Below are 26777 nucleotides of genomic sequence, written 5' to 3' on the forward strand. Positions count from 1 at the left end.
TGCAGTATGTTAATTCTTCTGAGGGAAACCCTTATATAATGTCGCTCGCGGCTGGTGTCCAAGCCTCACACCCCATGCATGTCCAAAAACCAATTCGGGAGCATTTCCATGAAAGCACAACAAAAATTCTTGCTGGCATCCTGCGCACTGGCTGTTCTGAGCGCTTGCAGCACCCCAGCCCCAGTCGTCGCCCCGGCACCGGCTGAGCCAGTCAAAGTGGCGCCGGCGCCAGCACCGGCTCCAGCAGTGACCAAGCCAGTCGCCGTGTCCCTGCCAGCCTACCTGGACCCAAACAGCTCGATCTACAAGAACCGCAGCGTTTTCTTCGACTTCGACAAGTACACCGTCAAGCCTGAATTCAACGCCCTGGTTGCCGATCACGGCAAATTCCTGTCGTCCAATCCTAACGTCTCGATCAAAGTCGAAGGCAACACCGATGAACGCGGCGGCGCCGAATACAACCTGGCCCTGGGCCAGAAGCGCGCTCAAGCCGTGATCACCGCCCTGAAAGTACAAGGCGTGAAAGACGGCCAGATGGAAGCCATCAGCTACGGCAAAGAAAAAGCCACCGGCAGCGACGACGCAGCCCGCGCACAGAACCGTCGCGCAGACATCGTCTACCCAAGCAAGTAATCGCTCCTCAAACGCCCGGCCGCAAGCCGGGCGTTTTTCATTGGGCATCGGGTTTTACATATGCAGTCCAAACACAATATCCGCCGGGCCTTCCGCAAGGAATTCAGCGACTGGCGCGTCTGGGGTTCACGCAGCCTCGTGGTCGCGTTCGCCGCTGCGGCCGGTCTGGTGGTGGTCGGTTTTACCTGGCTGTCCGAGCATGCCTTCGACCAGTTCCTCGCGCTGTGCGGCCACTACTGGTGGGCACCCCTGCTATGGACGCCGTTGGCAACCGCCGCCATCGTCTGGCTGACGCGGCGCTACGCAGCCGGCGCCGGCGGCTCCGGCATCCCGCAGGTGATGGCCGCGCTGGAACCGGCCGTCGCCCCCAAACAGCTGGGATTTTTTGTCTCGCTGCGGCTGAGCGCGGCCAAGGTGGCGCTGACGGCGGCCGGCTTCCTGGCCGGACTATCGCTGGGCCGTGAAGGTCCGTCGGTGCAAGTGGCTGCCGGCGTCATGCTGGCGGCGCGCCGCTGGCTGCCCGAGCGCAGCGCCGTCACCGCACATGGCCTGCTGGTGGCCGGCGGCGCGGCCGGCATCGCCGCCGCCTTCAACACGCCGCTGGCCGGTGTCATGTTCGCCATCGAAGAACTGTCGCGCACGCCCGAACAGCGCAGCAGCGGACTGCTGATGGCGGCCATCGTGCTGGCCGGGTTGATGGCGGTCTCCGTCAACGGCAACGCCACTTACTTCGGCATCATCCATGCTGCGGGCATCGACCTGTCGCTGGTGCTGCCCGGCTTGCTTGTGACGCTGTTGAGCGGCCTGGCGGGCGGCCTGTTCTCGCGCCTGCTGCTGGCCTCGTTGAGCGGCAGCTCGCGGGATTGGTTCAGCCGGGTGCGGCTGCGCCGGCCAGTGCTGTTTGCCGCCGCTTGCGGCCTGGCGGTGGCGGGCATCGGCCTGCTGTCCGGCGGCGCCGTGTTCGGCAGCGGCTACAGCCATACGCGCGACATGCTGGCCGGCTCCGACCACTCGCCCGCGATTTTCTTCTTTTTCAAATTCATCGCCACCTGGCTGACGGCCTGGTCCGGCGCGCCGGCCGGCATCTTCGCGCCGTCGCTGGCGATCGGCGCGGCCTTGGGCAACGATGTCGCGCAGTTGCTCAACTATCCGCAGGCGAGCGCGCTGATCGCGCTGGGCATGGTAGGCTTTCTTGCGGCAGCCACGCAAGCGCCGCTGACCTCCTTTATCATCGTCATGGAAATGGTCGACGGTCATGCGATGGTGCTCAGTCTGATGGCTTGCGCGATGGTGGCGCGCACCATTTCTCACGTTTTAAGTCCACCGTTGTACGCGAACCTGGCCCAGGTGCAGATACAACGTTTGCCCCCGGCGCACTCTCCCTAATGGGAGCTGTGCGAGCTGCCGTAGTTCGTTAAGCTGCAAGTTTCCATACACTCCCAACAACTGTTGAAGGAACCTCATGAAGAACTTGACCACGGCAGCCGGCGCACCGGTCGTTGACAACCAGAACACCCAGACCGCCGGCCCGCACGGCCCGGTGTTGCTGCAAGACGTGTGGCACCTGGAAAAGCTGGCCCACTTCGCGCGCGAGGTGATCCCGGAACGCCGCATGCACGCCAAAGGCTCCGGCGCTTTCGGCACCTTCACCGTCACCCACGACATCAGCAAGTACACCCGCGCGGCGCTGTTCTCCGAGATCGGCAAGAAGACCGATATCTTCATGCGCTTCTCCACCGTGGCCGGCGAGCGCGGCGCCGCCGATGCGGAACGCGACATCCGCGGCTTCGCCGTCAAGTTCTACACCGAGCAAGGCAACTGGGACGTGGTCGGCAACAACACGCCGGTGTTCTTCTTCCGCGATCCGCTCAAGTTCCCGGACCTGAACCACGCCGTCAAGCGCGATCCCAAGACCAACCTGCGCAGCGCCGAAAACAACTGGGACTTCTGGACCTTGCTGCCGGAAGCCCTGCACCAGATCACCATCGTCATGAGCGACCGCGGCATCCCCAAGGGCTACCGCAACATGCACGGCTTCGGCAGCCACACCTTCAGCTTCATCAGCCCGGCCAACGAGCGCTTCTGGGTCAAGTTCCACTTCGTCTGCCAGCAGGGCATCGCCAACTTCAGCGACGCCGACGCCACCGAGGTGGTGGGCCGCGACCGCGAAAGCTCGCAGCGCGACCTGTTCGACGCCATCGAACGCAAGGACTTCCCGCGCTGGAATCTGGCGGTGCAGATCATGCCGGAAGCCGAAGCATCCAAGGTGCCGTACAACCCGTTTGACCTGACCAAGATCTGGCCGCACAAGGACTACCCGCTGATCGACGTCGGCGTGCTGGAACTGAACCGCAATCCTGAAAACTATTTCGCGGAGGTCGAGCAGTCGGCCTTCTCGCCGGCCAACGTGGTCCCGGGCGTCAGCTTCTCGCCGGACAAGATGCTGCAATCGCGCCTGTTCTCGTATGGCGACGCGGCCCGCTACCGCCTGGGCGTGAACCATCACGCGATTCCGGTCAACGCGCCGAAGTGCCCGTTCCACAGCTACCACCGCGACGGCGCCATGCGCACCGACGGCAATCACGGCGCCGCCGCCTCGTTTGAGCCGAACAGCCGCGGCGAATGGGTGCAACAGCCGCAGTTCGCCGAACCGCCGCTGTCGCTGGAAGGCGCGGCGGGCCATTGGGACCACCGCGTCGACACCGACTACTACTCGCAGCCAGGCAATCTGTTCCGCCTGCTGACGGCCGAGAAGAAGCAGCTGCTGTTCGAGAACACGGCACGCGCCATCCACGGCGTATCGAAGCCGGTGCAGGAGCGTCACATCCACCACTGCACCCAGGCCGATCCGGCCTACGGCGCCGGCGTGGCGGCGGCGATCGCCGCGCTTGAAAGCAAATAAAACAATCTTGCGGAAATAATAAACATCGGTAAAATGGGGCACCTTGTCGCCTCGTTTTCCGATGCCCTCCCCTCTACTCCGCCTGGCCATGTGCGCCCTGCTGCTATGCCACTGCGCCGCCCGCGCGCAGGCCGTCGCCTGGCTGTGGGACGAAGCCCTGCTGCCCGCATGGTCGACGCCCGAAGCGGCAGTCCTGCAACGCCATATCCTGCTGACCGGCGACACCGCCCGCACCCGTCCGCGCATGCGCCAGCCCGCGATGCCGGCCGCCACGCGGGTGACGCCGGTGTTGCATGTGGAAGTCAGCACCGTCAATCCGCCGCAGGATATTGAGGCCAGCCGCGCGATGATCGTGCGGGCGCTGCTCGATGCGGCCGCCGTCAGCACCTCCGGCTGGGTGCAGCTGGATATGGAGGCCAAGCCCTCGCAGCGCGAGTTCTATCGTTCGCTGGTCAAGCAGCTGCGCGGCGCGCTGCCGCCGCAGATCAAACTGAGTGTGACCGCGCTGGCATGGTGGTGCCGCTCGCCGGCCTGGCTGGACGGACTGGCCGCCGACGAGGTGGTGCCGATGTTCTTCCGCATGGGCCGGGACAGCGCCAGCATGCGCGCCATCGTCGAACAATCGCCCGCCACGCTGCACGCCAGCTGTCGCGCGGACAGCGCGGGATTCTCTCCGCAAGAACCGTTCACGCCGCAAGTCGCGGCCCGCTATCGCAAAACCTATTGGTTCGACCGCCACGCGTGGAAGCGCGCCGGCGCGGACCTGTCGCCGCTTTCAAGGAGCTCTCCATGACCACACTACTTCGTCCACTCACCATCGCTGCGGCACTGCTGGCCTGCGCCAACGCCGGCGCCAGCGGCGGCGGCGCCTGGGATTCCTACGTCAACCGCAGCGGCCCCGATATCGCGTTGAACCGCTACCAGGGCGGTGAGCTGGGCATCGTGATGCCGAGCTATGAACGGATGTACATGTACACCGCCTGGCGCAGCGTGCTGCTCGGCGCCGACGGCTTGAAAGCGGCGCCGAATCCGCAAGGCGGCCTGCTGCGCGCCATCGGCAGCCGTAACGGCGGTTGGGTCGATGCGTCGGAGGGCAAGAAGGTCTACGGCGCATGGCAGGCGGCCGTCAACGGCGCGTTGAAGCAGGCGCCGGTCCCGCCCAAGGACGACGACAGCATGGCCAATGGTTATCTGACTTGTCCGCTGGGCAGCTACACCTTCGCCACCGCCACGCTGAACGACCTGGCGCGCCGCAGCGACGCCACGCCGGCCCGCCTGAACGCGTGGGTGACGACGCAGCGCCAGGTCTTCAAATTCTGCGGTGACGATGCGGAAGCGCAGCGCAATCGCTTCGATGGGACCAAGCGCGTGATTCCACCGCCTGTGGAACTGCCGGCCACGGAAGCGCTGTACTGGCGCCAGATGCAGCAGTACCAGCTGGCGTCGGCCGCTTTCTACGGCGAGAACTACACGCTGAGCGGCAGCCTGTTCGCCAAAATCGGCGCCACCGACAAGCATCCGCTGCGCCATTGGGGCGAGTATCTGAGCCTGCGCTCGCAGGCGCGCGCCGCCGTGTTTGTGCCCGGGCCGAATCCGGAACAGGCGATCTGGCAGGAGCGGCTCGACGCAAAGCGTGAAGGCCCGGCCGCCGCTGCGGCACGTTTGGCGGCGGCGCAGAAGAAGCTGGCCGGCATCCAGGCCAGCGCCGATCATATCCTCGCCAATCCTGAGCTGTCGTCGCTGCATGAAGCCAGCCGCGCCATCGTGCGCAGCATGCAGGCACGATTGACGCCATCGCTGCGCTTTGCGGAACTGAGCAAACTATTGGACGACCCGCGCACCAATCCCTACCTGGACGATCACCTGGGCGATTGGCGCGTGCTGGCCAACGATATGCTGCAAGCGCCGGTCGCCGAGCAGGCCGACGCCCGCCCCGCCCTGCGCGGCAGCGCAGGCTTTATCGACTGGATGCAAACCATCCAGCAATGCCAGGAGTACCAGGCCAAGCCCGGCTGCGAGGTGGAGCGCGCGCACGCGGTCGAACTGTGGAACCGCTACGCCAAGGAAGGCAACAAGGCGCAGGCGCGCGTGTGGCTGCTGGCGGCCGTCCTGCTGTCCGAGAAGATGACGCCGGAGCTGGAGAAGGCCGCGCTGCAGGCGCCAGCCACCACGCCCGAGTACCTGACCATGCGTTACGCGCTGACCCGCCACTACCGCTTGAGCAAGCAGGCCGACAAGGCGCGCTCGATCGCCGATGGCGTGTTGACCGGCCCCGCGCTGGCCACCAACAACTCCACCAGCGTGCGCAACCAGTTCCTGCAAGAGCGCTTTGCGGTGGCATCGTCGCCGGCGGACGCCGCCAACTATCTGCTGCGCGCATCGAGCCGCGATCTCGATCCCGATACCGGCGAGCTGTCCAAGGCCAGCGAGGAAGCCGGCGCGAACTCGGCCGCCGCCCGCACAGACATCGCCGCCGACGGCGTCCGTTGGCTCAACAGCGGCCTGTCCACCGCCGACCTGTCCGCGCTGGCCGCGAATACCAAGCTGCCCAAAGCCTTGCGCGTGCAGATCGCCGTCTCCACATGGATGCGCGCCGACCTGCTGGGCCAGGACGAAGCAGCGTTGAGCGCAGCCCTGCAGGTCGAACAGAACGCGCCGGTGCTGACGGCGGTGATGCAAAAATACCGCAAGCTGGCGGGCACGCCCGAGCACCATTCCTGGATGCTGGTGAACGCCTTGAAATACGGCTTGTCGCCGATGTACAGCTACTCCAGCGCCGACATCGCCGCGCGCGCGCCGGACGACACCCTGGCCGACATGTGGTGCAAGGTGCCGGCCAAAGCAGGCGAAAGCTACGGCGAAAACACCGAGGCCGAACACTCGCCGCCAATGCCGGACCTCGGCAACGCCGGCGCTCGCGACCAGGAACTGGCGCAGTTGTCCCGTCTGAAAACCGCTACCGGCTACCTCGGCGATTTCGTCATGCAACGCGCCACCGCCGTGCCGAACGATCCGGAACTGCCGTGGCTGCTGTACGTAACGGTGCAATCGACGCGCGGCGGCTGCCTGGACGCCGATTCCAAGACCCTGTCGAAGAGCGCCTTCACGCTGCTGCACAAGCGTTACAAGAACAACGAATGGGCGCGCAAGACACCGTATTTCTATTGAGTGGGATCAAACGCGGGAACGGGCATAGGATTAGCCTGACGAATCTGGAGGCGCGCCATGCAAACCCTGGTCCAATCCCGCAAACACCCGAGCTACGACGACGATCTGGCGCTGTGGATAGACGCACAAGTCCAACTGCTGCTGGATCGCAGGTTCTCCGAACTGGACATGGAGAACCTGATCGCGGAGCTCGACGCTATGAAAAAGAGAGAAATAAGAGCGCTGAAGAATCGCCTGCGCGTGCTGATCATGCACCTGCTCAAATGCAGATACCAGCCTGAGCATCCGCAAAACAAATGGCGCGCCACATTGATCGAACAGCGAGAGCGTTTGGCAATGCTGCTGGAAGACAGCCCGAGCTTGCGTGCATCACTGCCCGAATATGCGCAACAGGCGTACCCGATCGCCGTCAAATTAGCGTCTGCCGAAACCGGCCTGCCGGCCCTTGCCTTTCCGACAGAAAATCCGTTTTCCATCGATCAGATACTCGATCAGTATTTCACGCCGTAATCGCGACACCTGCTCGGTGCAGCAGTTGCTCGCAGCGCTGCGACAGGTGCTGGACCTGCAAGACCTTGCCCGCCTTCGCATACCGCTCATGCAGCGTGGACACCGCCACCACCGCCGAATGATCGACCAGCCGCAGATGACGGCAATCCAGCACCACCGCTGGCGGATCGTCCTGCACGTCGAACAGGTCATTGAAGTGCGTGATCGAGGCAAAGAACAAGGTGCCATGCGGGGTATAGCGACGGATACCATCGGCGCCCAGGACGACGTCGGCGCGGATGTCGCGCGCGTGGCGCCAGGCGAAGCTGAGCGCCGCGATGACGATCCCGCACAACACCGCCACCGCCAGATCTGTCGCTACGGTGATGGCGGTAACCAGCACAATCAGCAAGGCGTCATGGCGCGGCACCTTGCCCAACACCCGCAGCGAACCCCAGGCGAAGGTCTGCTGCGCCACCACGAACATCACGCCCACCAGCGCCGCCAGCGGAATGCGCTCGATCAGCGGCGACAGAAACAATATAAACAGTAAAATCATTATCCCGGCGACGGTGCCGGACACCCGCGTACGGCCGCCGGAACTCAGGTTGATCATGGTCTGGCCGATCATCGCGCATCCACCCATGCCGCCGAACAGGCCGGACACCACATTGGCCGCGCCCAAGGCCACGCATTCACGATCCGGCAAACCGCGCGTCTCCGTGATTTCGTCGGTCAGGTTAAACGTCAGCAGGGTTTCCAGCAGGCCGACCAGCGCCATCAGCACGGCATACGGCAGCACGATGTGCAGGGTTTCCATCGTCATCGACACGACGGGGATCTGCCACGCCGGCAGGCCACCGGCGATATGCGCCATGTCGCCCAGCGTGCGCGCCGGCAGATGCAGCAACTGCGCCACCAGGCCCACGCCGACGATGGCGACCAGCGCCGGCGGCAGCGCCTTGGTCACGCGCGGCAGCAGGTAGACGATCAACATGGTCAGCGCCACCAGGCCGCACATCCACAACAGCGCATCGCCATGCATCCACTGCCCGCTTATCTTAAAGTGCTGCAACTGCGACCAGGCGATCACGATCGCCAGGCCGTTGACGAAGCCCAGCATCACCGGATGCGGCACGAGGCTGACCAGCTTGCCCAGCCGCAGCAGGCCAAACAACAGCATGATGAGCCCACTCAACACGACCGTCGCCAGAAAATACTGCACGCCATGCCGGGCGACCAGCGCCACGATCACCACCGCCATCGATCCGGCAGCGCCGGAAATCATGCCGGGCCGGCCACCGAACACCGCCGTGATCGTGCAAATGAAAAAAGCCCCGTACAGTCCAACCAGCGGATTCAGCTGCGCAACCAGGGCGAAAGCGATGCATTCCGGCACAAGCGCGAACGACGTGGTCAAGCCCGCCAACACGTTCCTGGAAAGATTAGTTGTCCACATGGAAAGAAAATAAGACTATAAGTGATGCGAAAACGCAACAGAGCGCGCATTTTACACGTCCATATTTGATTTCTCGTCGTTATGGGTGAAATGGCGCACATTCAATCGTCGGCGAGCCGGGCAGAATGGCATGGCATACTATTTAACCCTAGCCAGCGTCACAGCCACCATGACTACTCTGATATCTGCCACCTACGCCCTGCAAAGACAGAAAATCGCCGTGGAGCGAACGCTGTATGCGCGTTCGGCGGAGGAATCCCAGCTGGCGGCCCGCTGGGCGCGGGCCTGGCATAAATTGGTCCAGCGCAAACTGGACCAGGCCGAAGCCATCTCGCCAGCATTGCGCATGGACTACACGGGCTTCAGCATGCAACCCGCACCGCCGCGAGTACTGCACTAATCAACCCGGGGTCAGGTCCCCCATTTGCGCACGAGCCCAACCGTATGCGAAGACTTGGGTCAGTTAAATTGCTGCGATTTGATGCTGCTCAATCGCCGCGCGCGATAGCTGGTTATCTTCGGAAGAATGACCAGACCGCTCAGAATTGAATTTCCCGGCGCGCTCTACCACATCACCACACGTGGCAACCGCAAGGCCGCTATCTACCGAGACGACACGGACCGCCTCGTATGGCAGCAAACCCTCAGCGAAGTGTGCAGACAATTTAACTTTGTTGTCTATGCATTCTGCCAAATGGGCAACCATTTCCACCTGTTGCTAGAGGCAGTGGATGGAAATCTGTCGCAAGGCATGCGGCAATTGAATGGTGTCTACTCCCAGTATTTCAATCGCCGGCATGATTTGGTCGGGCATGTGTTTCAGGGGCGATATAGCGCAATCCTGGTACAGCGGGAAACGTATTTATTAGAGGTTGCACGCTACATCGTTCTCAATCCGGTCCGAGCAAAACTGGTCACCACAGCGCAAGACTGGCCGTGGAGTAGCTACCGCCAAACTCTGACCTTAGCTACGGCTCCAACATGGCTCTGCGTCGATCGTCTCCTGGCCCACTTTGACACCACATTCACCAGCGCGGCGGACTCTTATCGAAAATTCGTCGACGCAGGAATTGATTGCCCCAATCCCGCTAGTCAGATTCACAAACAGCTGCTGCTTGGCGATGGCGAGTTTATTGAGCAATTCAAAACACCCGATACATTGGCAGAAATGATCGGCATTTCGAGAACCCAGCGCAGCCTCCTGGCACCGTCGCTATCGGCGTTTCAGGAGAAATACACCGACCGCAATGAGGCAATGGCCCGCGCCTATGCCAGCAACGCCTACACGCTGACAGCGATCGCGCGCCACTTCGCAGTCTCCGTTTCGACGGTACGCCGCGCCATCGCTCTGGTCAAGTGATGCGACCGAGCCCATGCACAAATGGGGGACCTGACCCCGGATTTAGAAGGTGGCGCGCAATTGCAGGTATGCCATGCGCGGCGAACCCACCATGCGGCCGGCGTTGCCGTCGACGTTGCGCGTGTAATAGCGCTTGTCGGCGATATTGTTGATACCGGCCATCACCTCATAGCCCGGCTTGCCCGGCATCTTCCAGCTTAACTGCGCATTCCACAGACGGAAGCCCGGCACCATGCCGTTGCTGCCGTTCGCCGCTTCCGGCACGGTGTTGGCCGTGTCCGAATACTGCTTGCTTTGATGCGTGGTCGACAGATTGGTCGACCATGCCCCGACTTGGTAGCGCGCGCCCAGCGTGTCGGTGTTGCGCGAATAAAACGGCACGTCCAGCCCCGCCGTGTCGCCCGAATCCTGGATCGCCTTGGTGTAGGTGTAGTTCGCGTAGACGTTCAGGCCGGCCAGCGCGCCGCCGTCGGCGAAGGTATAGTCGGCCGCCGTCTCGATGCCGTCGTGGTTGGTCGCGCCCAGGTTGCGGAACACGGCGGGCGTCGTGCCCGGCACTTGCAGGATCTGGTTGTCAAACTTGAGCTTGAAGGCGGTGACTTCGGCGTTGACCGCGCCAGTCTTCCAGCGCGCGCCCAGCTCCGCCGTCTTGGCCAGTTCCGGCTTGAGCGGATTGGTGGGTGTCTGCGAGTTGAGCTGGGTGTTCTGCACCGGCCCGAACGACGTCGTGTAGTTGGCGAACACGGTCAACGCGCGGTTCACCAGATACGCCACGTTCAGCGACGGCAGCGCCTTGTTGTTGTCGGTCTCGAAGACCGATTTGGCGCTCACGTCCTGGCGCTCCGACTTGATGTGCTCATAACGCAAGCCAGGCGTGATGCGCCATGCGCCCAGGGCGATGCGGTCGTCGACATACACGGCGTGCGCGTCGGTGCTGTTGACGAAGGTAGTCGTCGCACCGTTGACGCCGGTCTTCACGGTCTGGATGTAGTTGTTGTCGTCGCCACGCTCGCGCAGGTAGCGGTAGCCGGCCGTGACGTCGTGCGTCAGGCCACCGGTGGCGAAGCGCTGCGTGTAGCGCGGCTCGATGCCCAGCACTTCATAGTTGCGCGGCTGCCTGGTCAGCTGCGTCTTGGCCGCGTTGATCAACGCGCTTTGACGGAAGCTGTCGCTGTAGTACGCCTTGACCTCGAATTCCTGCGTGGCCGACAAGGTGTTCAGGTAGCCGACGTCGGCACTGCGGCGGTCTCCACTCCAATAGTCGGTAGGCCGCGTGTTCTGGAACGGATCGGCGTCGTACTGCGCCACCGTCAGCCCGCCCGGCGTGCGCGAATTCACTTCGTAGTAGGACAGCTTGGCGTTCAGCTCGCTGTGCGGATTCAGCTGATAGCGGAACTTCAGCGCCAGGTCGTTGACCTTTTCATCGCTGCCCGCGCGCCACTCGGTGCCGGCCATGCCCGAATACAGCACCGCCACGCCCAGCCCATTCTCCTGCTGGCTGCCGACGAAGGCGCTGTACTGGCGGTTCTGGCCGCCGTTGTTGAAGTCGTTGTAGCGGAACGACGCATCGCCGCTGACGCCCGGCGTATCGGGTATCGAACGGCTGCGGAAGTTGATGATGCCGCCGACGTTCTGCGGACCGTAGCGCACCGCGCCGCCGCCGCGCACCACGTCGATCGATTCGATGTTGTTCAGGCTGACCGGCGCGAACGACAGCTGCGGCTGGCCGTATGGCGCCACCGCCAGCGGGATACCGTCCAGCAGCACCGTCGAGCGCGGCGAGTAGCGCCCCGTCAGGCCGCGCACGCCGATGTTGAGCGAGATGGCGCTGCCGGCGGTGCCGGAATTGTCGGTGGACTGCACGCCCGGAATGCGGCGCATCACATCGCCGATGTCGGCGGCGCCGCTGTTGTCGATGTCCTCCTTCTTCAGCACGGTGCGGGCGCCGGCGAAGTTCTTGACGCTATTCTGCAAGCCCGAGCCCAGCCAGCTGCCTGCCACCTGGATCGACTCTATCGGTGCTGCAGCCTCCTGCGCGTGGGTGGGCATGGCCAGCAAGGAGGCGGCAACGGCGATCAGGGTAGGTTTAAACGGGATGGTGGTCAGCGGCATGGTGTAGGTGCGGTGGTGTATCAACAAGGTAAATGATAACACTTCTCATTCTCAAATGTAAGCGAGAGTATTTGTTATAATTGCCGCCATGTTCAAACTTGCGAAACGTCGAACGCTGCACATCTGGATCGCCATGCTGGCCATCCTGTTCAGTGCGCTTGCGCCGACGGTTTCGCGCGCGCTGACGCCGGCCTCGCCGTATGGCTACGCCGAAATCTGCTCGGTCGACACCGCCAAGAAGTCCCCCTCCCCGGCCAGCAAGGTCATGGAGCACTGTGCGTATTGTGTCACGCACGGCGGCAGTTTCGCATTGCTGCCGCAAACCGTGGCCAGTTTCGCCGTCGTCGGCGGCCATGACTACTACCCGCCGCTGTTCTACAGTGCACCAAGGCCCCTGCATAGCTGGAGCGCCGCCAAACCGCGCGGACCGCCCGCACGTTCCTGATCGTCTGTCGTACCCGCTGCCGCCAGCCGCGCCCCCGTGCGCGCGCAGGCGGCGGTCATCATCCCAACATCAGGAACACCATGAAACCGACCATGTCCCCACTGGCGCTGGCGCTGTTTGCCGCCTTCTCCACCTTCGCCTGCGCGCAGGACGCGCCCGTCCATCAACTGGGCACCGTGACCATCACCGGCAACCGTCCGACGTCGCTGCCGACCCAGATCCCGACCACGATCGAAGGCATCACCCAGGCCGAAATCGAACGCACCATCAACGCCACCGATGCCGAAGACGCGTTGAAATACCTCCCCAGCCTGTTGGTGCGCAAGCGCTACATCGGCGACTACAACCACGCCGTGCTGTCCACCCGCGCCTCCGGCACCGGCAACAGCGCGCGCTCGATGGTGTACGCCGACGGCATCCTGCTGTCCAACTACCTGGGCAACGGCGCCACTTTCGCGCCGCGCTGGGGCATGGTCAGCCCGGAGCAGATCGAACGCGTCGATGTGCTGTATGGCCCCTTCTCCGCAGCCTACGGCGGCAACTCGGTCGGCGCGGTGGTCGATTACGTGACCCGCATGCCGACCAAGTTCGAAGCCCACGCCAAGCTGACGCTGACGCACCAGCCCTTCGAGCTGTATAACACCAGCACCAGTTACCAGGGCAAGCAGGCCAGCATCTCGCTGGGCGACCGCCAGGGCGGCTGGTCGTGGTTTGTGGACGTCAACCGCACCGACAGCGAAGGCCAGCCGCTGACCTTCCCGACCAGGGCGCCGAGCGCCGGCAAGCCTGGCAACGCGGGCATCGCCGTCACCGGCGCAGTGGCGGGACTGGACCGCAGCAACAAGGACTGGTTCATCCTCGGCACAGCCACCCAGTACCACACGGTGCAGGACCAGTTCAAAGGCAAGCTGGCCTATGATATCTCGCCGACGCTGCGCGCCACCTACACCTTCGGCGTCTGGCGCAACGACTCCGAGGGACGCCCTGACACTTACCTGCGCGACGCTGCGGGCCGCCCCGTCTACAGCGGCACAGTCAACTTCGCCGGCCGCAGCTACACGCTGGCGCCGACGGACTTCAACCTGTCGAACGAAAATATCCAGCACGTGATGCACGGCCTGACCCTCAAGTCCAACACCAAGGGCGTGTTCGACTGGGAAGTGGCGGCCAGCCTGTACGACTACGACAAGGACCAGCTGCGCGCCGCCACCGTCGAAATGCCGGCCGCGCTGGCGGGCGGTGCGGGCCGCATCGTCAACCAGGGCGGCACCGGCTGGAACACCTTGTCCGCCAGGGGCGTATGGCGTCCGGACCCGGCGCACGTGGCGGAATTCGGCTACCAGCGCGAGGCCTATAAATTGTCCAGCATCGAGAACGCCGCCAGCAACTGGATAGACGGCGCAGCCGGCGACCGCAATTCCGCCTTCACCGGCAAGACCGAAACCAACAGCCTGTACGCGCAAGACAGCTGGAAGTTCGCGCCGCGCTGGAAGACGGTGCTGGGCATGCGCTACGAGCGCTGGAACGCGCACGACGGCGCCACCTCCAACCGCAGCGTGACGGCGCGGCATCCGGAGCGCAGCGAGAACTACCTGTCGCCAAAAGCCGCGCTGGCATACCAGGCCAGCGACGACTGGGTATTGAAAGCCTCGCTGGGCCGCGCCGTGCGCATGCCGACGGTGTCCGAGCTTTACCAGGGCGGCATCAACGCCGCCGGCGACTTGATCAACAACGATCCAAACCTGAAGCCGGAAAAATCCTGGACCACCGAACTGACGGCGGAGCGCAGGCTGGCCAACGGCCTGCTGCGCCTGACCGCTTTCGGCGAACGCACCAAGGATGCGCTGTACTCGCAGACCAACGTACTGGCCGGATCGTCGGTCAGCACCATCCAGAACATCGACCGCATCAACACCAAAGGGCTGGAAGCGGCCTACACGGCGGACGACGTCTGGGTGCGCGGACTGGCGTTGAGCTCCAGCGTCACCTGGACCGATTCGAAGATCGCCCGCAACGACAAGTTCCCCGCCAGCGTGGGCAAGTGGCAGCCGCGCATTCCGGAATGGCGCGCCAGCGGCGTGGCCAGCTACGCCGTGAACGACCGGCTCTCGCTGACGCTGGCCGCGCGCTACAGCGGCAACCAGTATTCAACGCTCGACAACACAGACGTCAACGGCTTCGCCTACATGGGCGGCAGCAAATACTTCACGACCGACGTGCGCGCGCGCTACCGCATCAACCGCCAGTGGAGCGCGGCGATCGGCATCGATAACCTGAACAACTACAAATACTGGAACTTCCACCCGTATCCGCAACGGACCTACGTGGCTGAATTGAAGTTCGATCTCTAAGCTAGTCCACCGCAAGCGCAATCGTTTTTTCGATTGCGCTTGCTCTGACATTTAAACATTCATGTGATATACTTGTTTACGTCGAAACCACACATGGACCGCAAAATGCTCAGCACCGAACAAAAAGCCATCATCAGCGCCACCGTCCCTATCCTGGAACAAGGCGGCGAAGCCCTGACCCGCCATTTCTACATGACGCTGTTCCGCGACTTCCCGCAGGTGAAGCCGATCTTCAACCAGGCCAACCAGGCGGACGGCAACCAGCAACGCGCGCTGGCCAATGCGGTGCTGATGTACGCGAAGAACATCGACCGGCTGGAGCAACTGGGCCCGCTGGTATCGACCATCATCAACAAGCATGTGTCGCTGCAAATCCAGCGCGAGCACTATCCGATGGTCGGCGTATCGCTGCTGAAGGCGATCCGTGAAGTACTGGGCGCCGACGTCGCCACCGATGCGGTCCTCGATGCATGGGGCGCGGCTTACGGACAGCTGGCCGACATACTGGCCGGCGCCGAGCAAGGCATCTACGAAAAGAACGAGGCGGCGGAAGGCGGCTGGAGCGGCGCGCGCGAATTCAAGGTAGTCTCGAAGACCGCCGAAAGCGACGAAGTCACCTCCTTCGTCATGCAGCCGGCCGATGGCGGCAAAGTGGTGGCGCATGCGCCGGGCCAGTACATCGGTTTGCTGATCGACGTGTACGGCGAAGAGCAACGCCGCCAGTACTCGCTGTCCGCCGCCAGCAACGGCAGCAGCTACCGCATCAGCGTCAAGCGCGAGCCGGGCGGCGCGGTGTCCAACTTCCTGCACGACCACGTCAACGTTGGCGACAGTTTGAACCTGGTGCCGCCGTCGGGCGACTTCACTCTGGCCGACAGCGACAAGCCGCTGGTGCTGATCAGCGGCGGCGTCGGCATCACGCCGACGCTGGCGATGCTGACGGCGGCGCTGACCACCGGTCGCCGCATCCACTTCATCCACGCGGCGCGCCACGCCAGCGTGCACGCCTTCCGCGACCACATCGACACGCTGGCGGCGCAGCACCCGCAGCTGCAACGCTTCTACTGCTACGAAGCGGCCAACGACAGCGGCCCGCAGCCGCACGCCACCGGCTACATCGGCCAGCAGCAGCTGAACGCCTGGCTTCCGGAGACGCGCGACGTCGACGCCTACTTCCTCGGCCCCACGCCGTTCATGAAGGCGATCAAGTCGCACCTGCTGGAACTGGGCGTGCCGCAATCGCAAACCTACTACGAGTTCTTCGGTCCCGCCGAAGCACTCGGCTGATCGGACCATCCGGTAATCAAAGCGCGCAGCTGCGGCTCCGGCACCGGACGGCTATACAGATAGCCCTGATAACGCCGGCAGCCCAGTTCCTCCAGCAGCGCGCGCTGCGCCTGCGTCTCGACGCCTTCTGCGATCACGTCCAGTTGCAGGCTGCGCGCCATCGCAATGATGGTTCGCACGATGACCTGGTCGCTACTGTCGCTGGCCAGGTCGCGCACAAAGGACTGGTCTATCTTCAGTTGGCTCAACGGCAGGCGCTTCAGGTATTGCAGTGAAGAGTAGCCGGTGCCGAAATCGTCGAGCGAAAAACGCACACCGATCGCCTTGAGCTCCTGCATGCAAGCGATGGTGTCCTCGATCTTATCCAGCAGCACACCCTCGGTCAATTCCAGCTTCAGCAAACGCGGATCGATGCCATGCCGGTCTACCGCCATGCGCACCTCCCTGCCAAAGTCCGGCTGATGGAATTGCTGCGCGCTGACGTTGATCGCCAGGACCAGGTGCGCCATCCCGGGCGCCGCTTGCCACGCCGCGAGCTGCGCACATGCCGTCTCCAGCACCCAGCTGCCTATCGACAGTATCAACCCCGTTTCTTCAGCCAGAGAAATGAAACTGGCCGGCGAAACCGTCGCGCCATCGCTGCGTATCCAGCGTATCAGCGCCTCGGCGCCGCGCGCCTTGCCGTGCTGGTCGACCTGTACCTGGTAATACAACGCGAATTGACGGCATTCGATCGCGTGCCGCAAATCGCTTTCCAATTGCGCCCGTTCGCTGATGCGGTCCTGCATCCGCCGGTCGAAGAAACGCATGCCGTTGCGGCCAGCCTGCTTGGCTTGATACATGGCGATATCGGCCTGCATCAACAGGTCGTCCGGCTGCGGCGGCTCGCCGTTGTGGAACAGGGTCGCACCGATACTCGGCGTGCTGCGGCAGTGATGCGTTCCCAGTTCGTAAGGCCGGTTCAACGCGGCCAGTATCTTGGCTCCCAGCGACTCCACTTCGGCGGCCGCCTCCAGCGCGCCGCTGCTCAGCCCCTCCACCAGCACCACGAATTCATCGCCGCCGAGACGAGCAACGGTGTCGCCTTTGCGCAGGCTCGATTGCAAGCGCTCCGCCACCTGTGACAGCAGCAGGTCGCCGACGTTATGACCCAGCGTGTCGTTCAGGGTCTTGAAGTTATCCAGGTCGATGAACATCAGCGCGCAGTAGCGGTCATGCTGGCTGCTGGCGGCCAGCACTTGCCGCAGCCGGTCCAGCAGCAGGCGGCGGTTGGGCAGGCGTGTCAGCGGATCGTAGAACGCCAGGCTACGGATTTCGTCGTTGGCGGCCTTGCTGAGCGTGATGTCGGTCAGCGCGGCGACGTAGTTGGTGATCTCGCCGTCGTCATCGCGCACGGCGGTGATGCTCAGGTGCTCGGGATAGACCTCGCCGTTCTTGCGGCGGTTCCAGATCTCCCCTTCCCAGATCCCGTCACGCGCGATGGCGGCCCACATCACGGCATAGAAGTCCGGCACGTGGCGCCCGGAACTCAATAGCCTGGGCGTTTGTCCCACCACCTCCTCGCTGCTGTAGCCGGTGATGCGGACGAAGGCCTGGTTGACGCGCACGATGCGGCCGCGCGCGTCGGTCACCATCATGCCCTGCGCGGCTTCGAATACGGTGGCTGCCACACAGGGATTGTGGACGGCAACATGGGTCGGTGCACACGCGCTCAAGGATGGTGACATGAAGAACCTTAGTTACAGACAATGAAGTAAGCGAAGGTTACTGATCCTCATCAAGAAAATAATTGATCTGGATCAAAGAAATTGCAGTTGCAGGTCACTACCATGAACTAATCATCCAAAAAAGAAGAGCAGGAAATCATGATAGCCTCCATTGAACGCAACAATTGCGCCGAGTGCGAGCATCGCATGACGTGCGTCGGCGCTGCCGCCGGCAACCGGGACGCCAGCCAGCGCATACGCATCGCCCGCCACGCCGCCCTGTACCAGGCCGGCGATGCCGTCAGCGATCACATTTTCAACATCCGTTCCGGCAGCTTCAAGGTCTTGCGCGCCGCCTCCCAGCAGCCGGCGCACATCATCGGCTTCGCGCTGGCGCCCGATTTCCTCGGCCTCGATGCGCTGGATCGCGAGCGGCACGCCAACACCGTCATCGCATTGGAAGACAGCGAGGTATGCAGCATCAACTGGAACCGCCACGCCTTCGAGGGTTGGCGGCGGCCGGTGATGCGCGCCAGCCTGCACGCCCTGCTCAGCCGCGAGATCCGCCGCGAACAGCGCGCCGCCCTCATGCTGCGCAATACCCAGGCCGAACAACGCATGGCCGACCTGCTGCTGTCGCTGTCGCAGCGCCGCGCCGAATACGGCCATGTGGCGGAGCAGTTCCGGCTGCCGATGTCGCGCTGCGATATCGCCAGCTACCTGGGCGTGACCGCCGAATGCGTCAGCCGCCTGCTGCTGCTGTTCCGGCAGCGTGCCCTGTTCGAACTGCGGCGCAGGGACATCAAGCTGCTGGACCTGTCGGCGCTGCGCCGCATGGCGATCGGCAGCGCTCCGGAACCGGCAATGGTGGCGTCATGACCGGATTCGAACTGGCCCAATGCCAGCTTGGCAGCCAGGTACAACTGGCGCGCGGCGAGCACCTGTTCCACATGGGCGGCGAGGCCGGCGGCGAACTGTATTTTGTCCGCAGCGGCCACTTGAAGATATACCAGCGCTGCGGCGACGGCCTGCAGCGCATCATCGACTTCACGCGTCCGGGAGACTGGCTGGGTATCGATACGATAGGCGAAGAATTCCGGCACGCGTCCGCCCAGGCATTGACCGACTGCCTGGTGGACGTGGTGCAGTACCGGCAGCTGGCCGAGTTGATGGACGAGGAACCGTACAGCTGCGACCTGTTCAGCGCGATGCTGAGCCGCGAGATCGACCGCCAGCAACTGGCCGCCGCCATCCTGCGCAGCGCCGGCGCCTGCCAGCGCATCGTGATGTTCCTGCTGCAGCGCGCCGGGCCGGCGCCGCAAGCGCCGATGCTGGAGACCCACTCGCCGCTGCCGATGTCGCGCCAGGACATCAGCGACTACCTGGGCCTGACCCCGGCCACCGTCAGCCGCACCCTCAGCTCCCTCAAGCGCAACGGCTGGATATCGCTGGGTCAGCGCGGCTTCGTGGTGCAGTCCCGCCCCGCGCTGGAACGGTTGGCGGCCGGGGCGCCTCTGGCCATCGCGCCCCACGCCGCCTGACCCGGCGTCACACCGCCGACTTGGGCCGACGCCTGCGGGTGGTGATGCTCTCGCGGTTCAGGCCCCAGTTGTCGGTCTCCACTTCGTCGATGATGACGAAGGTGGTCGCCGGGTCCTTGTCCAGCACGCGGACCAGCAGGTCGGTGACGCCTTCGATCAGCTCCAGCTTCTGGGCCGCCGTTACGCCTTCCTTGGTCACGCGGATGTTCACATATGGCATGGTGATGCTCCTTTGGTTTTCTGGTTGCGGCGTTCAACGACGCCATGCGGATCACTGTACTGACGACACGTCCGTTGATAAATGAGGCGCAATGCAAGATAATTGATACACAATGTAATCAATGAGGCGGACATGAAGCGCAATTTCGACGACATCCTGCTAGGCAGCATAGAGCTGTTCTGCTTTGCGGCGGAACTGGGCAGCTTTACCGCGGCCGCCACTGCGGCCAGCGTAACGCCGGCCGCCGTCAGCCGCTCCATCGCCAGGCTGGAGGAGCGGCTGGGCGTGCGCCTGTTCGTGCGCACCACGCGCCAGATCCGATTGACGGACGGCGGCCGCACCTATTTCGAACAATGCCGGCAGGCGCTGTCGCTGCTGACGGACGCCGAGCGCCAGGTCACGGGCGGCCAGGCCAAGCCGGCCGGCGCGCTGCGCATCAGCGCACCGACGCCGTATGCGCATTACCGTCTGCTGCCTTTGCTGGGGGAGTTCCGCCGGAAGTATCCGGAAGTGACGCTGGATATCCACGTCAGCAACCGCAATATCGACTTCGCCGACGAAGGCTACGACCTGGCGATACGCGGCCGCGCGCCGGCCGACTCCAACCTCATCGCGCGCAAGCTGGAAGATGCGGAGCTGGTGCTGGTCGCCTCGCCCGCCTACCTGAAACGCCACGGCAAGCCGCGCAAGCTGGAAGACCTGCACCAGCACGAATGCATACAGTTCGAGCTCCCCAGCACCGGCAAGCGCATTCCGTGGCAGTTCATGCAGGACGGCGTGGCGGTCGACATGCCGACCAGCGGCGGCTTATGCTGCTCGGAGGACGTGCTGGGCATCGTCACGCTGGCGCGCGCGGGCGCGGGGCTGGTGCAGACCTACCGCTACATCATCGAGCAAGACCTGGCGCGCGGCGACCTGGTCGAACTGCTGCCGCAGCATGGCGGCACGTCGCGACCCTTTATCCTGCTGTATCCGCACGCGCGCCACCTGTCGCTGCGGGTGCGCACCTTTGTCGACTTCCTGGTGGCCAAGCTTCCGGGGCACTAGGCCAGGCTGTCCGCGAAGGCGCTGCGGGCGGGATGATGCAACACGTCCTTGCGCCAGACCAGCAGGGTTTCGACCTGAGCGACGTGCGGCGGCAGCGTGTGCTGGCGTATGGTCTTGGCCAGCTTGCGCTGGCTCAGCACCTCTTTCGGCATCAGCGCCACGCCCATGCCGGCGGCCACGCAGCCGATGATCGCCTCGAACGTGCCGAATTCAGACACCCGCGCCGGCGCCACCCCACCCTCGGCAAACCAGGCTTCCAGCCGGCGGCGGTAGCTGCAGCCGGTGCGGAACACCAGCAGGTTGCGCCGCGCCAGCTCCTGCGGCGACGTCACCGGCGGATGGCCGTGGCAGGTGATCAGCACCAGCTCTTCTTCAAACACCGGCAGCTGCTCAAGCTCCGCGTGCTGCACCGGGCCGGCGACCAGGGCCACGTCCAGCCTGTGCTTGAGGACTCCGTCCAGCAGCTGATCGGTGGGCGCGGTGTCCAGTATCAGGTCGACATGCGGATACTTGCGGCTGAAAGCAGCCAGCACTTGCGGCAGGCGCGCCGCCGCCGTGGTCTCCATCGAACCGATGCGCAGCTGGCCGGACGGTTTCTGATCCGGCTGCATGGCGGCCTGCGCCTCCTCCGCCAATTGCAGCAGGCGATCGGCATAGGCCAGCAGGCGCGAGCCTTCGACGGTGATCTGCAGCTTGCGGCCGGAGCGATGGAACAGCGACACGCCCAGCGACTCCTCCAACTGCGTCAACCGCGCCGACACGTTGGACTGGACGCGGTTCAGCCGCGAGGCGGCCAGCGTGACGCTGCCCTCTTCGGCGACCGCTTTAAAGATGCGCAAGGCGGAGAGTTCCATGGTCGATTCTTAAAATGAGATAGGTGACTTCATTATTATTCATTTTTTGAAATAGTCAAACCATCCTATAGTGCAGTCATGAAAACCGACCGCGCCCCCTCCCTGGCCATCCTGCTTGCATGCAGCTTCGCCTTTATCATCGTCCAGCTGGACGTCACCATCGTCAACGTCGCCCTGCCGCAGATAGGCCGTGAGCTGGGCGCGGACGTGACCGACCTGCAGTGGGTGGTGGATGCCTACACGCTGGGTTTCGCCGTGTTCCTGCTGTCGGCCGGCGCGCTGGGCGACAAGTTCGGCTCGCGCCGCACCTTCCTGACCGGCTTCGCACTGTTCACGGCGGCCTCGCTGGCCTGCGCGATGGCGCCCAGCGCCACCGCCCTCAATATCGCCCGCGCGCTGCAAGGCGCCGGCGCCGCGCTGCTGGTGCCCAGTTCATTGGCCATCCTCAACGCCACCTACGCCGACGACAAAGCCATGCTGGCCAAGGCCATCGCCTGGTGGACCGCCTCCGGCGGCATGTCGATCGCGGCCGGGCCGGTGCTGGGCGGCCTGCTGCTGTCGGTGGCGGGCTGGCGCAGCATCTTCTGGGTCAATATCCCGATCTGTGTCATCGGTTTCTGGCTGACCTGCCGCGTGGTGCCTGCGCTGGCCGGCCGCGATCCGCACCGCTCGCTGGACCTGGCGGGTCAGCTGCTGGCCATCGTCGCGCTGACCGGCTTGATCGGCGCCGTCATCGAAGTCGAGTCCCTGGGCTGGTCGCACTGGATGGTGCGCGGCGGGCTGGCTGCGGCAGTCGTGGCGGGCGCGCTGTTCATCCGGGTCGAGTCGCGCAGCAAGTCGCCGATGCTGCCCCTGGCGCTGTTCCGCGGCGCGCCCTTTTCCGGTGCGGTGCTGTTCGGCGTATTGATGAATTTTTCCTACTACGGCGTGATCTTTGTGCTCAGCTTTTACCTGCAAAAAGTGCGAGGCTTCGGCGTGCTGCATGCGGGACTGGTGTTCCTGCCGCTGACGGCCACCTTCATCCTGTCCAACATCGTCAGCGGCTGGATGGCGCCGCGCACCGGGCTGCGCACGCCGATGATACTGGGCGCCGCGATTGGCGCCAGCGGTTACGCGCTGCTGGGCTGGTGGGGCATCTCGAACGACGCCACCTTCCTGCACATGCTGCCCGGACTGGCGCTGATCCCGGCCGGCATGGGCCTGGCCGTGCCGGCGATGACCACGTCCATCCTGTCCGGCGTGGAGCGGCGCCAGGCCGGCACCGCCTCGGCGGTGCTGAACACAGCGCGCCAGGTGGGCGGCGCGGTGGGCGTGGCGATCTTCGGCGCACTGGTGGCCGGCGGCGTCAACGCCCATATCCTGGGCGGCATCCAGCTGGCGATGGGGGTGTCGAGCGGCCTGCTGCTGTTGGCCGGGCTGCTGGCTTTTACGTGCATCCGTCCCGGCGCCTCGACCGATGTTCACCGCGCGCTACAGGTTCAGCCTCGGTAGGCGCACAAATCTGTCATACTGGCGTTTTTTCGCTGGCATGAATAGATGGACCCGAGACGAGAACATGTGCGCCGCTTGCTACAGGTGGACGCCCACATCAGCGACATGGATGGTCGAAACAACACCGTTACGCAAATCATCGACATTTCCCGCATGGGCGTAGCCTTCCTCAGCGACCATCCGCTGCCGACAGACACGAACTACGTGCTGACGTTCTGCTTTCCTGGCAGTTCCATACAAAACAAAGTCACGCTGACGGTGCTGCACAGCGCCCTGATCGGAAGCCACGGCCGCTATCGCAACGGCGCGCGCTTCCTGGCCATCCCCGACCAGGCGGCCGAACTGATATTCGATTATCTCACCAGCGCGCCCGAGGCTTGATGCGCTGAATGTATCGCACTGTATGGGTAAGTATCAGTTAATTTCCCGGGCCGCCTTTTAAGTCAGCTCACACGCTCGCCGTGCTATGATTTTCCGCTTGTGTCACCACGCGGAAAAGCTCAGGATGTGGATCGTTCAAATCGCCTTGCGGCGCCCTTACACCTTCATCGTAATGGCGCTGTTGATACTGTTGTCCACGCCGCTGGTGCTGACCAAGATGGCGACCGACATTTTCCCGGAAATTAATATCCCGGTCGTCAGCGTCATCTGGCAGTACGGCGGCCTGTCGGCGCAGGAGATGGGCCAGCGCGTCGCCAACTCGACGGAGCGCAGCCTGACCACCACGGTCAACGACATCGAGCATATCGAGTCGCAGTCGCTGGCCGGGTCGTCGGTCATCAAGATCTTCTTCCAGCCGGAAGCCAATATCCAGACCGCGATCGCGCAGGTGGTGGCGATCTCGCAGGCGCAGCTGCGCCAGCTGCCGCCGGGGATGCAGCCGCCGCTGATCATCAAGTACTCCGCCTCCAGCATCCCAGTCATCCAGCTGGGTCTCTCCAGCCCTTCGATGACCGAGCAGGCGATGTTCGACACCGCCGTCAACTTCCTGCGGCCGCAGCTGGTCACCATCCCCGGCGCGGCCGTGCCCTACCCTTATGGCGGCAAATCGCGCCTGGTGTCGGTGGACCTGGACACCAAGGCGCTGCAAGCCAAGGGACTGACGCCGACCGACGTGGTGGCCGCCGTCAACGCGCAGAACCTGATCCTGCCGTCCGGCACCGCCAAGATAGGCAGCACCGAATTCAACGTCAGCATGAACGGTTCGCCCGACACCATCGCGGGCCTGAACCAGCTGCCGGTGCTGAGCAAGAACGGCAGCATCACCTACCTGTCCGAAGTGGCGCGGGTACGCGACGGCTTTTCACCGCAGACCAACATCGTGCGCCAGAACGGCGAGCGCGGCGTGCTGCTGTCGGTGCTGAAGAACGGCGGCTCGTCGACGCTGGACATCGTCAACACCCTCAAGGGACTGCTGCCGAAGGCGATGCAGTCGCTGCCGGCGGAATTGAAGATCACACCACTGTTCGACCAGTCCTTGTTCGTCAAGGCCGCGATCAGTGGCGTGGTGCGCGAGGCCATCATCGCCGCCGCGCTGACCGCCGCCATGATCCTGCTGTTCCTCGGGAACTGGCGCAGCACCTGCATCATCGCCGTGTCGATCCCGCTGTCCATCCTGTCGTCCATCCTGGTGCTGTACATGCTGGGCGAGACCATCAACATCATGACGCTGGGCGGCCTGGCGCTGGCGGTCGGCATCCTGGTGGACGACGCCACCGTCACCATCGAGAACATCGAGCGCCACCTGCACCAGGGCTCGGACCTGCACAAGGCGATCATGGAAGGCGCCGGCGAAATCGCCGTGCCGGCGCTGGTGTCCACGCTATGCATCTGCATCGTGTTCGTGCCGATGTTCTTCCTGACCGGCGTGGCGCGCTACCTGTTCGTGCCGCTGGCCGAGGCGGTGGTGTTCGCGATGATCGCGTCCTACATCCTTTCGCGCACGCTGGTGCCGACCATGGTCATGCTGATGATGGACCATGCGCCGTCGCCAGCCGAAGCGAAACCGAACCTGCTGCAGCGGGTCTACCTGCGCTTCGACGCCGCGTTCGAGCGCTTCCGCGGCGGCTACATCATCATCCTCTCCTCGCTGCTGACGCATCGCAAGCGCTTCGGCGGCGCCTTCCTGCTGTTCTGCGTGCTGTCGCTCGGACTGGTGTTCGCCATCGGCCGCGACTTCTTCCCGAGCGTGGATTCGGGCCAGATCCGCCTGCACATGCGCATGCCGACCGGCACCCGCATCGAGGAAACCGCGCGCGTCACCGACGAAGTGGAGAAAGTCATCCGCGAGGTGATCCCGAAGGACGAGCTGCAAACCATCCTCGACAACCTCGGTACGCCGTACAGCAGCATCAATCTCTCGTACAGCAATGCCGGCACCATCGGCACGCTGGATGCGGAGATATTGATGTCGCTGCACGACGATCATCGCCCGTCGAAAATCTACATCGACAAGCTGCGGCGCGAGCTGCCCAGCCGCTTCCCCGGCGTGGAGTTCTTCTTCCAGCCGGCCGATATCGTCACGCAGATCCTCAACTTCGGCCAACCGGCGGCGGTCGACATCCAGATCGCCGGCAAGGACTTGGCCAACAACTACCAGGTCGCCGCGCAGCTGATGAAGCAGATCAAGCAGGTGCACGGCGCGGTCGATGTCCACATCCAGCAGCGCATGGACTTGCCGACGCTGGGCCTGAACATGGACCGCGGCCAGATGAAGCAACTGGGCCTGAATCCGATCGACGTGGCGCAGAACCTGCTGGTAACGCTGTCCGGCAGCTCGGTGACGCAGCCGGCGTTCTGGCTCAATCCAAGCAACGGCGTGGTGTACAGCGTGGCAGTGCAAACCCCGCAGTACCGCATCGACGACCTCGATGCGCTGCTGCGCACGCCGGTACGCGGCGCCGGCACGCCTGGCGCGGCGGGCGACGGCACCGGCGCCACCCAGCAGTTGAGCAGCCTGGTGACGGTGTCGCCGTCGACCCAGCCGGCCATCGTCTCGCACTACAACCTGACGCCGGTGATCGATATCTTCGTCAGCGTCGAAGGCCGCGACCTGGGCGCCACCTCGGCGGACATCCAGAAGCTGGTGGACCAGATGAGCGCCAAACTGCCACGCGGCAGCAAGATCGACCTGCGCGGCCAGGTCGAGACCATGCACTCGTCCTTCATCGGCCTGGGCGTCGGACTGCTGATGGCGATCGTGCTGGTGTACCTGCTGATCGTGGTGAACTTCCAGTCCTGGGTCGACCCGTTCATCATCATCACCGCGCTGCCGGCGGCGCTAGCGGGCATCGCCTGGATGCTGTTCCTGACCGGGACCACGCTCAGCGTGCCGGCGCTGACCGGAGCCATCATGACCATGGGCGTGGCCACCGCGAACTCGATCCTGATGGTGTCGTTCGCGCGCCAGCGCCTCAACGACGGCCTGCCGCCGCTGTCGGCCGCGCTGGAAGCCGGCGCCACGCGCATCCGGCCGGTGCTGATGACGGCGCTGGCCATGATCATCGGCATGGTGCCGATGGCGATCGGCATGGGCGAAGGCGCGGAACAGAACGCGCCGCTGGGCCGCGCCGTCATCGGCGGCCTGCTGTTCGCCACCGTCTCCACTTTGCTGTTTGTACCTATCGTCTTTGCGGGCGTCCACCGCTACCTGGAGCACCGCGCCGCGCGCCGGCTTCCGTCCACGCCTGCCGTCGCAGAAGGGAATACCTGA

General features: G+C 64.1%; 22 protein-coding genes. 17 read left to right on the top strand and 5 right to left on the bottom strand.

Annotated elements, in window-relative coordinates; genetic code table 11:
* Positions 1-108: 108 nt before the first annotated feature.
* From D0T21_RS07760 to D0T21_RS07785, 6 genes are all read left to right on the top strand, one after another.
* Complete coding sequence (locus D0T21_RS07760) at positions 109-633, top strand: OmpA family protein (RefSeq protein WP_116990759.1); 525 nt, start codon at positions 109-111, stop codon at positions 631-633.
* 60 nt (positions 634-693) lie between these two features.
* Positions 694-2019 (top strand): chloride channel protein, encoded by a 1326-nt coding sequence (locus D0T21_RS07765; RefSeq protein ID WP_116994318.1) that lies wholly within the window; start codon positions 694-696, stop codon positions 2017-2019.
* A gap of 76 nt (positions 2020-2095) precedes the next feature.
* Positions 2096-3535 carry a catalase gene (locus D0T21_RS07770; protein ID WP_116994319.1) on the top strand — a complete coding sequence of 480 codons (1440 nt, stop codon included), beginning with the start codon at positions 2096-2098 and terminating at the stop codon, positions 3533-3535.
* A gap of 61 nt (positions 3536-3596) precedes the next feature.
* Positions 3597-4328, top strand: coding sequence for a hypothetical protein (locus D0T21_RS07775; RefSeq protein WP_116990762.1), 732 nt, complete (start codon positions 3597-3599; stop codon positions 4326-4328).
* A complete protein-coding gene (locus tag D0T21_RS07780; protein ID WP_116990763.1) occupies positions 4325-6703 on the top strand; it encodes a hypothetical protein in 2379 nt (792 codons plus the stop codon). The genes D0T21_RS07775 and D0T21_RS07780 overlap by 4 nt, the downstream gene beginning before the upstream one ends.
* 57 nt (positions 6704-6760) lie before the next feature.
* A complete protein-coding gene (locus D0T21_RS07785) occupies positions 6761-7213 on the top strand; it encodes a DUF29 domain-containing protein (protein ID WP_116990764.1) in 453 nt (150 codons plus the stop codon).
* On the opposite strand, the gene D0T21_RS07790 is transcribed toward D0T21_RS07785, so the two are convergent.
* The gene (locus D0T21_RS07790) at positions 7203-8651 is read right to left on the bottom strand and encodes a SulP family inorganic anion transporter (protein WP_116990765.1); all 1449 of its coding nucleotides are present in this window, start codon (positions 8649-8651) and stop codon (positions 7203-7205) included. The genes D0T21_RS07785 and D0T21_RS07790 overlap by 11 nt on opposite strands.
* Before the next feature lie 169 nt (positions 8652-8820).
* Here D0T21_RS07790 and D0T21_RS07795 point away from each other — a divergent pair, with 169 nt between their 5' ends.
* Positions 8821-9051, top strand: coding sequence for a hypothetical protein (locus D0T21_RS07795; protein ID WP_199538490.1), 231 nt, complete (start codon positions 8821-8823; stop codon positions 9049-9051).
* Positions 9052-9177: 126 nt separating this feature from the next.
* Entirely contained in the window at positions 9178-10011 is an 834-nt protein-coding gene (locus tag D0T21_RS07800) for a transposase (protein ID WP_116990767.1), read from the top strand.
* Positions 10012-10053: 42 nt separating this feature from the next.
* On the opposite strand, the gene D0T21_RS07805 is transcribed toward D0T21_RS07800, so the two are convergent.
* Positions 10054-12123: a TonB-dependent siderophore receptor gene (locus D0T21_RS07805; protein ID WP_116991054.1), complete on the bottom strand. Its 2070-nt coding sequence runs from the start codon at positions 12121-12123 to the stop codon at positions 10054-10056.
* 88 nt (positions 12124-12211) lie between these two features.
* On the opposite strand from D0T21_RS07805, the gene D0T21_RS07810 reads away from it, so the two are divergent.
* From D0T21_RS07810 to hmpA, 3 genes are all read left to right on the top strand, one after another.
* Positions 12212-12568, top strand: a complete 357-nt coding sequence (locus tag D0T21_RS07810) for a DUF2946 domain-containing protein (protein ID WP_116990768.1) — start codon at positions 12212-12214, stop codon at positions 12566-12568.
* An 80-nt stretch (positions 12569-12648) separates the two neighbouring features.
* Entirely contained in the window at positions 12649-14919 is a 2271-nt protein-coding gene (locus D0T21_RS07815; protein WP_199538491.1) for a TonB-dependent receptor, read from the top strand.
* A gap of 105 nt (positions 14920-15024) precedes the next feature.
* Positions 15025-16206, top strand: a complete 1182-nt coding sequence (gene hmpA / locus D0T21_RS07820; protein ID WP_116991056.1) for an NO-inducible flavohemoprotein — start codon at positions 15025-15027, stop codon at positions 16204-16206.
* On the opposite strand, the gene D0T21_RS07825 is transcribed toward hmpA, so the two are convergent.
* Positions 16170-17933, bottom strand: a complete 1764-nt coding sequence (locus D0T21_RS07825) for a bifunctional diguanylate cyclase/phosphodiesterase (protein WP_116990769.1) — start codon at positions 17931-17933, stop codon at positions 16170-16172. The genes hmpA and D0T21_RS07825 overlap by 37 nt on opposite strands.
* Positions 17934-18071: 138 nt before the next feature.
* Here D0T21_RS07825 and D0T21_RS07830 point away from each other — a divergent pair, with 138 nt between their 5' ends.
* Both D0T21_RS07830 and D0T21_RS07835 read left to right on the top strand, forming a co-directional pair.
* Positions 18072-18791: a Crp/Fnr family transcriptional regulator gene (locus tag D0T21_RS07830; RefSeq protein ID WP_116990770.1), complete on the top strand. Its 720-nt coding sequence runs from the start codon at positions 18072-18074 to the stop codon at positions 18789-18791.
* A complete protein-coding gene (locus D0T21_RS07835) occupies positions 18788-19453 on the top strand; it encodes a Crp/Fnr family transcriptional regulator (RefSeq protein WP_116990771.1) in 666 nt (221 codons plus the stop codon). Before D0T21_RS07830 ends, D0T21_RS07835 begins: the two co-directional genes overlap by 4 nt.
* Before the next feature lie 7 nt (positions 19454-19460).
* On the opposite strand, the gene D0T21_RS07840 is transcribed toward D0T21_RS07835, so the two are convergent.
* Positions 19461-19673, bottom strand: a complete 213-nt coding sequence (locus D0T21_RS07840; RefSeq protein WP_116990772.1) for a 2-hydroxymuconate tautomerase family protein — start codon at positions 19671-19673, stop codon at positions 19461-19463.
* 132 nt (positions 19674-19805) lie between these two features.
* Here D0T21_RS07840 and D0T21_RS07845 point away from each other — a divergent pair, with 132 nt between their 5' ends.
* The gene (locus D0T21_RS07845; RefSeq protein WP_116990773.1) at positions 19806-20720 is read left to right on the top strand and encodes a LysR family transcriptional regulator; all 915 of its coding nucleotides are present in this window, start codon (positions 19806-19808) and stop codon (positions 20718-20720) included.
* On the opposite strand, the gene D0T21_RS07850 is transcribed toward D0T21_RS07845, so the two are convergent.
* Positions 20717-21574 carry a LysR family transcriptional regulator gene (locus D0T21_RS07850; protein WP_116990774.1) on the bottom strand — a complete coding sequence of 286 codons (858 nt, stop codon included), beginning with the start codon at positions 21572-21574 and terminating at the stop codon, positions 20717-20719. The two genes, D0T21_RS07845 and D0T21_RS07850, sit on opposite strands and share 4 nt — an antisense overlap.
* A gap of 78 nt (positions 21575-21652) precedes the next feature.
* Here D0T21_RS07850 and D0T21_RS07855 point away from each other — a divergent pair, with 78 nt between their 5' ends.
* From D0T21_RS07855 to D0T21_RS07865, 3 genes are all read left to right on the top strand, one after another.
* Positions 21653-23065 (top strand): MFS transporter, encoded by a 1413-nt coding sequence (locus D0T21_RS07855; protein ID WP_116990775.1) that lies wholly within the window; start codon positions 21653-21655, stop codon positions 23063-23065.
* 45 nt (positions 23066-23110) lie between these two features.
* A complete protein-coding gene (locus tag D0T21_RS07860) occupies positions 23111-23446 on the top strand; it encodes a PilZ domain-containing protein (protein WP_116990776.1) in 336 nt (111 codons plus the stop codon).
* Positions 23447-23570: 124 nt separating this feature from the next.
* Positions 23571-26777: an efflux RND transporter permease subunit gene (locus tag D0T21_RS07865; RefSeq protein WP_116990777.1), complete on the top strand. Its 3207-nt coding sequence runs from the start codon at positions 23571-23573 to the stop codon at positions 26775-26777.

This window comes from Duganella sp. BJB476 (assembly GCF_003416895.1).
GTDB lineage: Bacteria > Pseudomonadota > Gammaproteobacteria > Burkholderiales > Burkholderiaceae_D > Rugamonas.